Raw genomic sequence first — 13740 nt, forward strand, 5'->3', positions numbered from 1 at the left:
TCTTCACAATGTTGCGAAGGTGAAGAAGTACTAATTGCGAGTTATCGTTTCATGCATGTTCAAAAGGACGCGTGCCAGCGACGTCCAGGCCGCAAGTTCGGCCTTAGGAATAGCCGAATCGGATCCGGACATTCCAATGGTCAGAACTTGCTCGGCATCCTGAGGAGCTTCGGTGTACGCCTTCAGGTGCTTTTCTAACAGCTCGTGAAAGACTTTTCGCTCCGCAGCATTGAAGCTACGGCTGATCGTCTGCTGCGAGAGCCATTCCAAACGTTCGTCAACGCTATCCCCGCCAAATTCGATCGCGTGTTCCGCCAGCTTTCTGGCCGATTCGACATACGAGGGGTCGTTCAAAAGGACCAATGCCGCCAACGGCGTATTGGACCGAGGCCGCTGAGCGGTGCACTCTTCACGCGCCGGAGCATCCATGGCCTGCAGGGCAGGATGCAGGAACTGGCGCTGCCAATGCGTGTAGACTCCGCGCCGATACTGATTCTGATCTGTATCCGGTTGATATTCTCGCGCCGGAAAATTCAGATGCTGGTAAAGACCGGCAGGCTGATACGGTTTAGCACTCCGGCCACCGATTTGAGGAACCAGCAGTCCGCTGACTTTCAACGCGTTATCGCGAACCATTTCCGCATCCAAGCGGAAGCGTGACTGGCGAGCGACCAAGCGATTAAACGGATCGATTTCACGCAAGTCCTCACGTCCATGCGAAGATTGTCGGTAGGTGTTCGACATTACCATCCGCTTCAAAATATGTTTCACATCCCAGCCCGAATCCATGAATTCGATCGCCAACGCATCCAACAATTCAGGGTGCACAGGCGGTTCCCCCTGCGAACCGACATCGTCGAGGACTTTGGAAAGTCCCACGCCAAACATCAGGGTCCACAATCGATTGACAAAGACGCGAGCGGTTAGCGGGTTCTGGCGATCGGTCAGCCAATTGGCTAAATCCAGGCGACTCGCTCGCGAACCGTCGGCTGTGGGAATCTGTTCCAGAAAATGAGGGACACCGGGCTGGACCACTTCGCCCTTTCGATCCATCCAATCACCGCGTTCCAGAATCCGAATCTCTCTGGGGGTCGTCGCGACCGTGATCAACGTCGTTCGCGTATGCGACGCGATCAACGATTCTCGTTCAGTCTTCAGGGCCGCAAGCTGCTGACGGATCGTTTCCAGGCGAGGCGAAATCGTCTGGTAATAGGCCGATAGCGTTTGACGATCCTCCGGAGTGCGAGCCTCCGGATCCTTACCAAGCACGGTCTGGATTGGTTCAGGAACGGTTCCCGGGAAATCGAGCTGCGTCGCGTTCTCACGCGGCGTGTGATGCAGGCGAAAACAGCCAAGTGTGTGAGTCGGATTGGTATGGTTCTGATCGATTTCGACGACCAATCGGTCGGTCGCCGCCGCTTGAACGGCTTCGGTAAAACCCACCGTTAAGAAACTTGTCTTGCCAGCTTGCGGAAGGATCGCCCAGCCCCAAGTGGCCCCTTTTACGTCGCCATCGATGGCGGCTTCCGCAGCCCATTTTGCGTAAGGGTTTTTAGCACTGTCAGCCTGTTCAATGGAAGCTCTCGCCTTGTTCAGGGGGATCGGCTTTCGGTCGCCGTCGGCGTTTTCCAGAAAGGCTCGAACTTCGGTGATCACAAAGTTTCCGTTACCCGCTCTGCCCGGCCCACTCTTAGGCAGCGAAGCATCCGGGAGCACCTCAACACAAAGGCCGGTCAACGTCGTTTGCGGAAGCGAGCAAACAACTCGGTATTGATTCTGCCCTGGGTTGGCACCCGAAGCCAACAAAGACGAATTGTCACGCACGGTCAGAACGGTGTCGTGGTCCGCAGTTGCCGATTCCGGCAGTAGCGGTTTCCATGCCGACAACCGTTTCTGAATTTCAGGCTCCCAAGCGATTAGTGCGTCAGCGAGTTCGCGTCGGACGTCGTCGGAAGGAGATTGCAGTTGCTGTGTGAGATCAAGAATCTGCTGATCGATTCCCTCCAATAGAACCGGCAACTGAACATCCGGGACATCGATCGTCGGCCCCCATTTCCCGTCGCGGTTTGCGCCACTGTACAAACCGCGTTCCTTGATATCAGAAAAGAAAGCGGCAAAGCGATAAAAATCCTTTGCGGTCATCGGGTCGAACTTATGGTCGTGGCATTCCGCACAGCCGAGGGTCATCCCCAACCAAACGGTCGAAGCCGTCCGCACACGGTCCGAAGCGTATTTCACCAAGTACTCTTCCGGCTGAACACCTCCCTCGGCGGACATCATGCCAAGCTTGTTGTATCCCGAAGCAATCATTTGATCGGTTGTCGGATTTTCCAGCAGATCGCCGGCCAATTGTTCACGCGTAAAACGATCAAAAGGAAGGTTCTTATTAAACGCGTCAATCACATAATCACGAAATGGGGAGACCGAAACATCTTGGTCGCCGTGGTAGCCAACCGTGTCGGCGTAGCGCACAAGGTCCAACCAATACATTGCCATACGCTCGCCATAATGAGGCGATTGGAGCAGTCGATCGACCACCCGTTCGTACGCTTCCCCCGACGAATCCTCCAAAAAATCAGCGACTTCTTTTTGGCTGGGGGGCAACCCCGTCAGATCGAAACTTAACCTGCGAATCAATGTCCGTTTCGCTGCTGGACTAGAAGGCTGAATTCCACGTTTCTCCAGATTTGCGAGCACAAAATTGTCGATCCAATTCTGTGGCCAATCGACCGCTTCGACCTCCGGCACTCTCTGCACTTCCGGCACGACATACGACCAATGTTCGCTCCAGTTCGCCCCCTGCTGGACCCAAGCAACCAATGCTTGTTTTTCGGCCTCGGTTAAGCTTTTAAGATGATCGGCGGGAGGCATGACGATATCATCATCGTCGGAAAGGATCCGCTGCACCAAGTCACTTGAATCCAGATCGCCGGGGGCGACCGCCACGTATCCACCTAGATCAGCGAACGCGCCTTCCTGCGTATCGAGTCGCAATTCGGTTTGCCTTTGGCCCGCATCTGGACCATGGCAGGCATAACATTTGTCCGAAAGAATCGGCCGAATTTGGGTGCGGAAATCGATTTGCGGATTCTCGACCGCCAACACCTGTCCCATCACGCAAAGGGAACAAACAGCGGCAAGCCGGACTGTTGACCAGAAAGGCAATAAGCGAAGCAGGGCAAGCATAAGAAACCAGGCGGGAAGGTTGGACGCGTCAAGCAAGCCCTTCTATTCTAATACAATCGCCACCGGCAGGGTGGTCGGTAACCGCGATGAGTACGCCGAAACGATTCGTGCCCTCCAAAGTAATCGCTGACCACAATCGCGCCGTCGATTGCGTTTTGATCCACAATGAGTGAAGCGTTAGTTTTTTATGCGGCCCTTTCCTTAAACGGACTCAAAATCGATGTTACGACTGGCGTTTATCGCCTTCCTGCTGACGGTGATCCAAATCCCCACGGTTTCCACGGCCGACGACAGGGGGAATCTTCTATTGGACGTTTCCACGAACGATGAACCAACACCGATCAGGGTGGTTGCAACTGCTGCGAAGGGTGAATTATCGATCCAAAGTGTCTCTGGCATCGGGAGAGCGGTCATTCGTCGCAAAAGCCAATCGTGGCCCACCACCGTTCTACTGCGACTGCATTTGAACGGCCTGGAAAACTTTCGCGTCTCCAACGGGCAGGTCACGATCGGAGCTGCCGTGTCCAACGCATCGCCCACAAAATATCGCGTTTGGAACGAAGCGGATGAAGCAACATCGGTAACGGACAAAGACCCTCTATGGATCAAAATCAAGCAACCGATCGAGCGTCCGGAAGCCAATCTTGCCCCGAGGGATGCGGAACCACTCGAAGGGCCCGGCGCTAACAACGTAAAACCATTTTTCCAGATCGAGCTACCACCAGCGTTGTTCAAAAACAATCCAAGCTCTCTACAGATCGAGTGGATTGACTTTTACCGCAACTAAGCGGAACGGATCGGCGCCCCGTAGAAGACCGCCAGCCAGACCGTCGGCTGATCGGGAACCGTCCACTCAACACGATGCTTTTGGTGCGCCGGGATATCGATAAAGTCGCCCGGTTTCATGCGGACCGAGGGTTGATCCTCAAACTGCAACAAAGCCTCGCCCTGTAGCACGACCACCCACTCCGCTTCAGCTTGGTCGTACCAGAATCCTTCGGGACTGTTCTGTCCATTTGAAACGATGCGTTCGATTCGTACGCCCCCGTTTTCAACCAGAACCGAAACAAGTTCCTCGGGCAATGCGTTTGGTAAATCGGCAAACAGATTGGACATCGATTCTCCCACCAAAGTTTGGCCCGAACCGCCGCGTTACATTCAGCGCGGTGCGACCGGAAGGCAAGACTTGTTTCACCACCAGCATTATTTTTATCCGCGAAGCAGGCGTTGATACGAATGCCTCGCAGAGCTAAATGCAGGCTACAAAATCGACGCGGATCAACTTCCGATGTTGGCCAGCCAAATCAGCAACAAGATGATAAGCGCACAGACGACACAGGACGCCAAAAACCCAAAGACATCAAACTTCGTCGGACGAGTAAATTCCCAGTCGGATCCTGGATACAATTTTCGTTTGCATGCGGATACCGGAGCCAGGTAGGCTCGTTCAAGGGCTTGCCGGTCGGCTTCATGGTCGGCCAATACGGGCGTATTCATTTTCGTAAAGTAACGATTCAATACGTCGGACCGACCTCGCGGCGTTACGTAACTGAGCAAGAACAGGACCAGAAAAGGAGCAAACAGCCGAGTCGGCAAGCGGAGCGTTTCCAACATCGTCGACGAGACTCCTGACAGATCGACGCCGAGCGCCGAATAGAGCAGGAAGTCAATATTAAGCGATCCGGCCCCGACCTTCTTTCCATCGATTCGGTAAGTCTGGACGCGGGTTTCTCCATCGTCTTGCTCTTCCACCAAGAAGGACTCTTGACGTCCGACAGGCTTGACGCCTCCACGCCAAAAAATCGACTTGCCTCCGGTTGTCTTCTTTAGCGTGATTGGCTGACCCAGGATCGCTTCCGGCGGCTCGGGGCCTAACAGATCCTTGGCTTTTACACCCGCCGCCTGATCGTCGATCCCCTGGCTTGCTTCCAACCACGCTTCACGACGTGCAACATCGGATTCGGTAGCGGGCCGTACGATCGTCGTTGTCACGGTTTTGGTCGTGGCAGCCAATCCAGGGGAATTATGTAACCCCGGAGCGACTAGCGGCACCGCAACGGGTAGCACAAAGAAGAACAAGAACGAAAACGCGATCGTCCCCCAGACGGCGGTTCGATTCACCCGTCGCCAGTACATCCCCAGCCAAAACGGAGCCGCAAAGAGGATCGGTAATTCCAGCGTCATCTTAAACTGCCCAAACACGTCGCCATACAGCAGGGCAAAGAAAGCCGCCCCGATGATGATGATCAGGCCGGTCAGGCGCCCCACCAGGACGTACTTCTTTTCGTCTGCATTTGCATTGATATAGGCCGCATAAACATTGCGTACGACAAGCCCCGACGTGACGATCATGTACGTATCTGCGGAACTCATCATCGCCGCCAACAGGCAGGCCAACATTAAACCGACCAAACCGAGGTTCAACGGCCCCAGAATCTCTCGAGCGGCGACGCCCCACACGCGATCGGGGTTGGCGGCAATTTCAGGGCTTCCCGCCAACAACGCCAGCGCGATCAGCGCGGTCAAAGCCCAACCTGCCGTGCAAAGTCGTTTCAGAAAGTTACCGACCACCAAACCGATTCTGGCCTCTTCTTCGGTTTTCGCGGAACCACCACCGGTGGCGATAAAGTGCGGCTGGACCACAATCCCGATCATGCCCAGAAGCGAAAGCGACAGGATGTAATGAATCGGGAATTCGCCACTGCTTGGACCATTAAACAGGCTGAAGTAATCGCCGGAGACGCGTTCATGCATGATTCGGAATCCGTCCATCATGCTGGTTTGACCGTCCGTGCCGAACTGCTCGGCTAGGGCCCACAACCCAAACGGAATCAACAAGGTCGAAAGCAAAATGATGAACAACCCTTGGATCAAATCCGTCCAATACGCGGCACTCAATCCGCCTAAGACTCCGTACAGAATGACGACCACCGCGATCGCGGGGATCAGCGTGTACTTCAGTTCCAAACCGAACAGCCCGGTTTCGACGCCCATCAACGGAACCGCAAACGCGGCAACCGCCGAGAACATTGTCGACAGATAGAACATATAGAAGACGATGGCGAAAAGCGTATAGGCCGCTCCCATCGATCGCGATTCGTAGCGTTCAACAAACCAGTCGCCCAACGTCAAATGCCGCATCCGCCGATACCAGACCGCAGCAATCCAGTAGACCGGAGTCACAAACAGCCACATCAGCGCGGACCAGACTCCGCTTAGCCCACTCGTCCACGTGGTACTGCCTACCTGGACCGGTTCGTGAGCCCCCGTCCCGGCACCAAAGGCGGCAAAGGTTTGCAGGATTTTCCCGAAACCACGGCCCCCCATGAAATAGTCTTCTTGGTCACTCACGCGTCGCATCGCGTAAATACCGATGGCAATCATCACCAGGAAATAGGCCGCAAGAACAATGTAGTCGATCGTGGTCATTAAATTATCAAACAGTTGGATGCCGAGCCAAACAAGCTGGGCCGTCTAGGCGGGGAGAAGAGTGAAGCATGATAGCACAGTCCAGACCACGGTTGCGGTCCAGGATCGATATCCGCTTGCACAGAGGGTACGATGAAGGGAGCCTGGCAAATTGCCCCTTCCCGGTAAGCCATTTCCACGTCTCCGTCGACCATTTTTCGCCAAACCAACGAAACCATGTCCCAGGACAAGAACTCTGAAGAGAGCGCCAAATGCCAGCCGGCCTGTCCGGTATGCGGCGGCACACTGATAGAAATCCGAGCAAAACTACAGTGTTCGCGATGCCACACGATCTGCGAAACATGCTGTGAAGGGGGGCGCGGCTAGGGTTCCTAGCGTCCCCCACCTAGGCCGACACGCGAATCCGCGTGTCGAGGAATGACTAAGGGTGTCCTTCCACTTCGATCTGTTCGCCCAACAAGTCAACGACATCCCCGGGGAACAATTGCTTCCGGCGACGCGTTTCGACCTCGCCGTTCACTCGCACATCGCCAGCTTGAATCAGAATTTTCGCTTGCCCGCCGGTCCCAACGACTCCGCAAAACTTAAGAAAGTCGTCCAACCGAATCGAAAGCGGCTCGGGCGGTTCAACTGCGGGGACTTCATCGTCGGTAGACATACGTATGAAACACGATCTTGCGGTAGGAGCGAATGGATTCGGCACCAAACCGAATTGTTCGCTTTCCATTTTGGACGCTGCTCCGATACGAAGCAAGCCGTCCCAGACGGTGGGCGTTGTTTGCCCCTACGCGGTTGCCGCTACGCGACCGGTTGCAAACCGGGATCGGCAGGGCAGGGGCCCACGATACCGCTCATCGCTGCCTGTTCATCATCCGATGACTGCAGCGTGTAGAAATAGGTTAGGCAAGCAAACGCTAAACCTGCGGCCATCAGCGTCCAGATCGGCTGATACATTGCCGAACCGTCGACGTTTGTGGTCAAAAACAGCTCGGTCCCCTGAAGTCCAAAATCGGGAATCCGCGACATGCTGACCGAAAGCGCGTTGTTCGTAAAGTGAATGATCAAGCAGGGGAGAACGCTGCCGGTACGCAGCGCAATCCAGCCCAACATCAATCCCATCACGGTCGCCGCGATCGACTGCTGCAACAGCCCGTGGGAAATCCCGAACATGATTGCCGAAACCACGACGGCTCGTGACCGACCGCCGCCTCGTACCAATCCACTAAAGATGAATCCTCGGAACGCCAACTCTTCACACAGTGCAGGGATGAAGGCCAAGATAAAGATGATATGCCAAAGCGGGGCGGTTGCGATCAACTTGGTCATCGGCTCCAAGGCTAATTGCGTTTGCTCGCTGATTGGATAGATGTCGGTGATCAGGTGCCCCAAAGTCACGTAGACCGGGTGCATGGTGATTCCCAGCAGCAAGGCAATCGGTAACGCCGGCCAATGAGGCATTCGGAATCGAAAGGTTTCTCGCAAGGAAGTGGTCATGACAATCGCCATCAATAGCGGCGGAGCCAAAATCAAACCGATCTGGGGTGTCAAAAGGAGTTTGGTTAGACCGGCTAGATTCCCCGGCATTTCCGTGACCATCAATTTGCCAAAGAACAATCCAACCAGAATGATCACGCCACAGGCGAGTGCCTGAGCAGGGGAGGGGACTGCTTGACGATCCCGCCAAAAATGCCGGACCCAAGACCGCAATTCCCATTGTTCGCCACCACCAAACAAGACGGCTTCGTCTTCGAATTGCCGCTGTGCCCAGCGGGTCGCCAACCACAGGCAACCAAAGGTGACTCCAGCAACCATTGGCAAATGCATCAGTGCCAACAAATACTGGCTTTCGACCAGTGCCCGCACCAGAAGAAACATTCCAGTTACAGGAATCAAAGAAGTCCCTGTGTTCAGGTTCATCCCCGGCATCATCGGTAGCAAGACCAATGGCAGCGAGACCATCATCAGGGGCATCAGGTAGTACTGACCTTCCTTACTACTGCGAGCCATCGCAGCGACCGCAAGTGCCAAAGCACTAAACAGTGCGGCCAGCGGCAACAGCGCCAAGAGCAGCCACATCATCGATCCCAAGGGTGGAGGCCCGAAACTGCCGCCGGTTGGATCCAATCCCATCTGACGAAAAATCAGGGTACTGGTCAACGTCATGCTAAAGACATTCAGCAGTGCCGTCAGAGTGCTAAACGTGGTCACCGCCGCCAACTTACCCCATACAATTTCACTGCGTAGTGCGGGGCTGCATAGCAACGTTTCCAAAGTCCCTCGTTCTTTTTCACCCGCGACCAAATCGATCGCCGGATAAAATGCGCCGGTCATCGCCCAGATCAGCATCACAAATGGCAGCAGTTTGCTCCACAGCATCGCGGTCCCGGCTTCTGCGTTGACAGCCTTCTTTTGTACGGTAAACGGTGAGAGAATGTTGCTTGCAAGCCCTTGATCAAGCAGTTCTTTCGAAACGATATCGTCTCGCCATTTTCCCAGCACGGAGTAAACCCGCTCCGTAGCGATCGCGGCTCCATCGGAACTGGGGCTGGTCACGACGTGCAATGAATTGACGAGGTCTTCGGTCTCGGCGTCGGAGTGCCTGAGTTCGAAATGGGGGGGAACAAGAAGCACCGCATCGTAAGCTTCGCGATCGACGAAACGTTGGGCGATTTCTGCGACGGAGGCTTTTTGCGCCAAGTGCCGCCACTCATAGAATTCAAAACTGGCGTTCCCTTGCACTTCGTGATACGCGTCAGCCAATCCCTCACCATCTATCAGTGGAGTCGACTGCGGAAGGTTCTCGGTCCCGATAATGCAAATTTTTGGAGCATGTTGCTGGGTGAACTGAGCGATCTGCAGCAGCAACGTCCCGACCAGGGGATACAACAGCATCGGTAGAACCACGATGGTCATGATCGTCCGGCGGTCGCGCAACTGATCGCGCATTTCGCGGGCATAGATCATCCCGATCGTACGAAGTCGAGGCGAATGTTTTTTGTTTCGGCTCATTCCTGCACTCCTAATATTTCGCCTGATTCCTCTTCATGCTTCGACAGCAGACCAAAAAAGAGGTCTTCGAAGTCATGTTCGTCGTGACGTTCGCGGAGTGCTTCCAGGGTCCCCGTATCGAGGATGCGGCCACGATGCATGATCGCAATTCGGTCACACAGGCGTTCGACTTCACGCATGATGTGCGTCGAAAAGATCAGACATTTTCCCGCTTCGCGAAGGTTTCGGATCACCTGCAACAAGTTCCGAGCAACCATCACATCCAGGCCGAGCGTCGCTTCATCAAAGATCAGGATCGGTGGATCATGGACCAGGGCTCTGGCGATTGAAACCTTTTGTTTCATTCCGGTAGACATTTTCCCTGCGGGGACATCGCGAAAATCATTCATTCGCAATTGGTCGAACAACGATTCCAAGCGATCTTTCAGTTCATCGCTCCGCATCCCATGCAGTCGACCGAAATACTGCACTGTTTCCCAAGCCGTCATCCGGTCGTAAAGCGCGGTGTTGTTGCTGACAAACCCGATTCGGCTGCGCACATCCGCTGCATCGGCTGCAACATCGTAGCCGTGGATTCGAGCCGTTCCTGAAGTCGGTTTAAGAACCGTGCTTAAAATCCGTAGAACCGTTGTCTTCCCAGCACCGTTCGGCCCGAGAAGGCCGAAGATTTCTCCGGGAGCAACGTGAAATGAAACGCGATCGACGGCTACGAACCGCCCGCGCTGCAGGTCTTCGTACGTTTTGGTCAGGTCTTGAACGTATATCATGGTCGGGGCAGACTCCTGTTGGTAGAGCATAGATTACGTCATGCTTTCAGGCGGTCGTTCCATGAAGATTTCAGCTTTGTTGCAAAAATCGTTTCCTTGTAACCCGTCTGACCACCCTGACCCCCGTTTCCACCGTAAAGGTTTAAGTTTTAGGAACCATGCTACGATTGCACCTGATTCGTCACGCTGAGAGCGAGAACAACGCGAAACCGGAAAACGAACGCGTAGAAGACCCCGGCATCACCCCACTGGGTGAACAGCAAGCCATCCAACTTGGCAGGTGGCTGGAATCCATGCCGATCGATTGCCTTATCACCAGCCCCTTCCGCCGGGCGTTGCAAACCACCAGTTTCGTAGCCCAGACCAGCAAGGCGGCGATTGAAATCGACCCCGAAACCTACGAAGAGGGTGGCTGCTACCGTGGTCACGGCACGAACGTCAGCGGAGCCCCCGGCTACAATCGTGCAGAGATTCTGAAATGGATCCCCAACGCGCAGGTCCACGAATCGATCCAAGAGAACGGATGGTGGAATGGGCGAATTCCGGAGACGCGCGAGCAAGCCATCCAGCGGGCGGACCGGATCGTACAGAATTTAACCGAACGTTTTATCGGTCAAGACGTTACGGTCGTCATGATCATTCATGCCGACATCATCCGCCACATGATGACCACGATGCTGGCGGACTGCGTCAATACAAAGCGACTGGGGCCACTCTGTAATACCGGAATCACCCGATTGGACTTGGTCAACGATTCGTGGAACCTGCAGTGGTTGAATTCGATTGGCCATCTATCCCCAGGAATCGTTACCGATTCAAACGGCTAAACGAATCGGCTGCCCCATTATTCTTCGCTGCCTTCGGCGTCGTCGCCCTGTTCCAGTTTTTTATATTCGTCCAGGCGACGATATAAAGTACGCGGCCCAATGCCAAGCGTCCTAGCGGCCTCTTCTCGATTGCCCCCCGACAACCGCAGGGTCTCTTCAATGGCCCAGCGTTCGATGGTGGCCAACGGTTTCCCGATCAGATTCACCGGTCCCGAAACCATGTTGGGGGAAGGGGCATCCTCGGGAACTTGTTCGCTTAACTCGGGCGGCAGATCGTCTTCCCCTAAACTTCCGTCGTTATCCAAAACGACCATCGTTTCGACAAAGTTCCGCAACTGGCGAATGTTGCCCGGCCACTGGTAAGCGAAAAACCGTTTGGTCACATCGGGAGTGAAATGGGCGGTAGGTTTTGCGTGACGTTTGAGAAACGATTTCCGGAAATGATCCATCAGCGGAATAATGTCGTCGCGGCGATCCCGCAGGGGAGGCAAAGTGACCGTGACCACCTTGATACGGAAATACAAATCGTTGCGGAAAGATCCGTCCTCGACCATTTCTTCCAGGGGCCGATTGGTGGCACTGATTAACCGGACGTTCACTTTGATCGGTTTGTTGTCACCAACCCGCGTTATCTCGTGCTCTTCTAGAACTCGCAGCAACTTGATCTGGGTGCTCATGGGCATGTCCCCCACTTCATCCAGAAACAAGCTCCCTCCGTTTGCATATTCAAACGCACCAACGCGATCGCTGACGGCGTCGGTATAGGCACCTTTGACATGCCCGAACAATTCACTCTCGACCAGATGCTCCGATACCGCACGGGTATTCAGTTCGACGATCCGTTTATTGCGGCGTGGGCTGTTTTGGTGGATTGCCTGAGCAATCATCTCTTTGCCCGTCCCACTCTCACCGGTGATCAAGACGGTCGCATCGGTCGGCGCGATTCGCTTCAGGCGATCGATCACCTGCTGCATTTCGGGGCTTGCGTAAATGATCCCTTCAAACCCAAATCGCTCATCAAGTCGCTGCCGAAGTTCCGTGTTCTGTTGCCGCAGTCGCACCGCTTGGACCGCTTTTTCAGTGACGGCACGCAGGCGCTGCGGCGTGATCGGTTTCTCCATGAAGGTGAACGCCCCTTCTTGCATCGCTTCGACGGCGATCGGAACCGAGGCATGCCCGGTCACCAAGAGGACTTCACAGTCAGGCAATCGTTTGCGAGCGAGCGCCAGAATCTTCATCCCATCGATATCGTTCATCACCATATCGGTAATCACGACATGAAACGTTTCCCGCTCGATCAGCCGTGCCCCTTCGGGACCACTTGTCGCTACGGTACATCTGTATCCGACGCGTTCCAGACTTTCGGTCATCGCTCGAGCGTGTGCCGGGTCATTATCAATGATTAGCAACGAATATTCGGCCCGCGAAGCCTCGGTAAGCTCATCACCTAGCGAGGAATCGGTTTTGGCAGAGGGAAGTGTCGAATCAGCCATATTAAAACGGGATATTTTTTTTCTAGCGACGAAAGATGGAGCAATCTGCGACCACTGAGTTCCGTTGGTTTACCTTAATACTCTGACGAATTCGAGCCCTTTTGGGCAGTGGGGAGAGCCAACAAGGAATCCCCTTACAAATCGTGGCATTTTGCAGTTCGCAATTTTTTTCGGTTTTTTTGCCCATCAAGACTTCCCTTTGCAAGTCAGCCCGCTAGAATACCCAACGTCCGGCGGCAATCACTGCCCCGATTGCCCCGGAAGCGTGAGCCCCCTCGAGTACCTGCCCCACCCGAGGGGGCTCTTTTATGCGCTCACCTTTTTTTGTTGGCATTTTCTTACGCCAACCGCCTGAACGGACGTATCGTCGTCGCCCGCAGCAGAGAATGCAGCTGCAGCGAATCAGAACGTGTGGATCGCCAAATAGCCGGCCAGACGCAACAAAACGAGCGGCACAAGCCGCCCGGCAAATACGTTGTGTTTTCGATGCGATTGCCGGTCTGTCCACGCTCTGGCGAGCGTAGCTACGTGGATGCCACGCTAATGTCGCCAGACGCTGGTTCCTACTCGGAAACCGCCACTTATTGATTTCACGTCCCGAGCGAAAGGCGACACTCTTCGCTTCCGCGACGGCGACGAATTTACGATTCGGGTTGGCCGACGTCGACTTGGTCCCAATCGACCTCGATATCGCGATACTTTTTCAGCAATTCTTCGGCTGCGGGCAAATCGACTTTGCGGACGACGACCCGCACCCAGCCGGGAGCCTCGGCTTGAAAGCCTGACGTGAAACTTCCTGTCACGGTCGCTTTGATCCCGGCATCGACCAGGAAACTAGCGATCGCGTTCGCTTCAATCGACGTGGGAGCCGAGGCGACCAGAACGGGCGAATCATCCGAAACCATTGAACAACCTCAATACGTTTTTGACCTTAGTACCGGCCCCCGGGAAGGGGATACCTCCAAAATACAAACGTCACCAAATTGCCTGCCAACCTCTGTGCTGCTGTTCGCTTTTCGGATGAGCATA

At 54.7% G+C, this 13740-nt stretch carries 10 protein-coding genes; 2 read left to right on the forward strand and 8 right to left on the reverse strand.

The genetic code is table 11. The annotated features are described in order from the left end of the window. Positions 1-30 precede the first annotated feature (30 nt). Positions 31-3186 carry a PSD1 and planctomycete cytochrome C domain-containing protein gene (locus tag FF011L_RS14345; RefSeq protein WP_145352317.1) on the reverse strand — a complete coding sequence of 1052 codons (3156 nt, stop codon included), beginning with the start codon at positions 3184-3186 and terminating at the stop codon, positions 31-33. Positions 3187-3406: 220 nt separating this feature from the next. Here FF011L_RS14345 and FF011L_RS14350 point away from each other — a divergent pair, with 220 nt between their 5' ends. Further along, the gene (locus FF011L_RS14350) at positions 3407-3973 is read left to right on the forward strand and encodes a hypothetical protein (protein ID WP_145352319.1); all 567 of its coding nucleotides are present in this window, start codon (positions 3407-3409) and stop codon (positions 3971-3973) included. Here FF011L_RS14350 and FF011L_RS14355 read toward each other — a convergent pair. From FF011L_RS14355 to FF011L_RS14375, 5 genes are all read right to left on the reverse strand, one after another. Then, a complete protein-coding gene (locus tag FF011L_RS14355) occupies positions 3970-4302 on the reverse strand; it encodes a cupin domain-containing protein (RefSeq protein WP_145352321.1) in 333 nt (110 codons plus the stop codon). The genes FF011L_RS14350 and FF011L_RS14355 overlap by 4 nt on opposite strands. A 162-nt stretch (positions 4303-4464) precedes the next feature. Then, complete coding sequence (locus FF011L_RS14360; protein WP_145352323.1) at positions 4465-6615, reverse strand: sodium:solute symporter family protein; 2151 nt, start codon at positions 6613-6615, stop codon at positions 4465-4467. Between the two features lie 421 nt (positions 6616-7036). Continuing rightward, entirely contained in the window at positions 7037-7273 is a 237-nt protein-coding gene (locus tag FF011L_RS14365) for an RNA-binding S4 domain-containing protein (protein ID WP_145352325.1), read from the reverse strand. A gap of 140 nt (positions 7274-7413) precedes the next feature. Further along, complete coding sequence (locus FF011L_RS14370; RefSeq protein ID WP_145352327.1) at positions 7414-9624, reverse strand: ABC transporter permease subunit/CPBP intramembrane protease; 2211 nt, start codon at positions 9622-9624, stop codon at positions 7414-7416. Further along, positions 9621-10391, reverse strand: coding sequence for an ATP-binding cassette domain-containing protein (locus FF011L_RS14375; RefSeq protein WP_145352329.1), 771 nt, complete (start codon positions 10389-10391; stop codon positions 9621-9623). The genes FF011L_RS14370 and FF011L_RS14375 overlap by 4 nt, the downstream gene beginning before the upstream one ends. A gap of 158 nt (positions 10392-10549) precedes the next feature. Between FF011L_RS14375 and FF011L_RS14380 the strand changes: the two genes are divergently transcribed. Further along, on the forward strand, positions 10550-11218 hold the full coding sequence (locus FF011L_RS14380) for a histidine phosphatase family protein (protein ID WP_145352330.1): 669 nt from the start codon (positions 10550-10552) through the stop codon (positions 11216-11218). 17 nt (positions 11219-11235) lie between these two features. Here FF011L_RS14380 and FF011L_RS14385 read toward each other — a convergent pair whose 3' ends face one another. Continuing rightward, positions 11236-12711 (reverse strand): sigma-54-dependent transcriptional regulator, encoded by a 1476-nt coding sequence (locus tag FF011L_RS14385; RefSeq protein WP_145352332.1) that lies wholly within the window; start codon positions 12709-12711, stop codon positions 11236-11238. A gap of 641 nt (positions 12712-13352) precedes the next feature. Beyond that, a complete protein-coding gene (locus FF011L_RS14390) occupies positions 13353-13616 on the reverse strand; it encodes a putative signal transducing protein (RefSeq protein WP_145352334.1) in 264 nt (87 codons plus the stop codon). Positions 13617-13740 lie beyond the last annotated feature (124 nt).

This window comes from Roseimaritima multifibrata (genome assembly GCF_007741495.1).
In the GTDB taxonomy this organism is placed as follows: domain Bacteria; phylum Planctomycetota; class Planctomycetia; order Pirellulales; family Pirellulaceae; genus Roseimaritima; species Roseimaritima multifibrata.

What these genes read in the sequence shown, in the direction of transcription:
- FF011L_RS14345 (WP_145352317.1), bottom strand. Translation starts at nt 3,186, where the DNA reads ATGCTTGCCCTGCTTCGCTTATTGCCTTTCTGGTCAACAGTCCGGCTT.
- FF011L_RS14385 (WP_145352332.1), bottom strand. Translation starts at nt 12,711, where the DNA reads ATGGCTGATTCGACACTTCCCTCTGCCAAAACCGATTCCTCGCTAGGT.
- FF011L_RS14380 (WP_145352330.1), top strand. Translation starts at nt 10,550, where the DNA reads ATGCTACGATTGCACCTGATTCGTCACGCTGAGAGCGAGAACAACGCG.
- FF011L_RS14365 (WP_145352325.1), bottom strand. Translation starts at nt 7,273, where the DNA reads ATGTCTACCGACGATGAAGTCCCCGCAGTTGAACCGCCCGAGCCGCTT.
- FF011L_RS14370 (WP_145352327.1), bottom strand. Translation starts at nt 9,624, where the DNA reads ATGAGCCGAAACAAAAAACATTCGCCTCGACTTCGTACGATCGGGATG.
- FF011L_RS14390 (WP_145352334.1), bottom strand. Translation starts at nt 13,616, where the DNA reads ATGGTTTCGGATGATTCGCCCGTTCTGGTCGCCTCGGCTCCCACGTCG.
- FF011L_RS14375 (WP_145352329.1), bottom strand. Translation starts at nt 10,391, where the DNA reads ATGATATACGTTCAAGACCTGACCAAAACGTACGAAGACCTGCAGCGC.
- FF011L_RS14350 (WP_145352319.1), top strand. Translation starts at nt 3,407, where the DNA reads ATGTTACGACTGGCGTTTATCGCCTTCCTGCTGACGGTGATCCAAATC.
- FF011L_RS14360 (WP_145352323.1), bottom strand. Translation starts at nt 6,615, where the DNA reads ATGACCACGATCGACTACATTGTTCTTGCGGCCTATTTCCTGGTGATG.
- FF011L_RS14355 (WP_145352321.1), bottom strand. Translation starts at nt 4,302, where the DNA reads ATGTCCAATCTGTTTGCCGATTTACCAAACGCATTGCCCGAGGAACTT.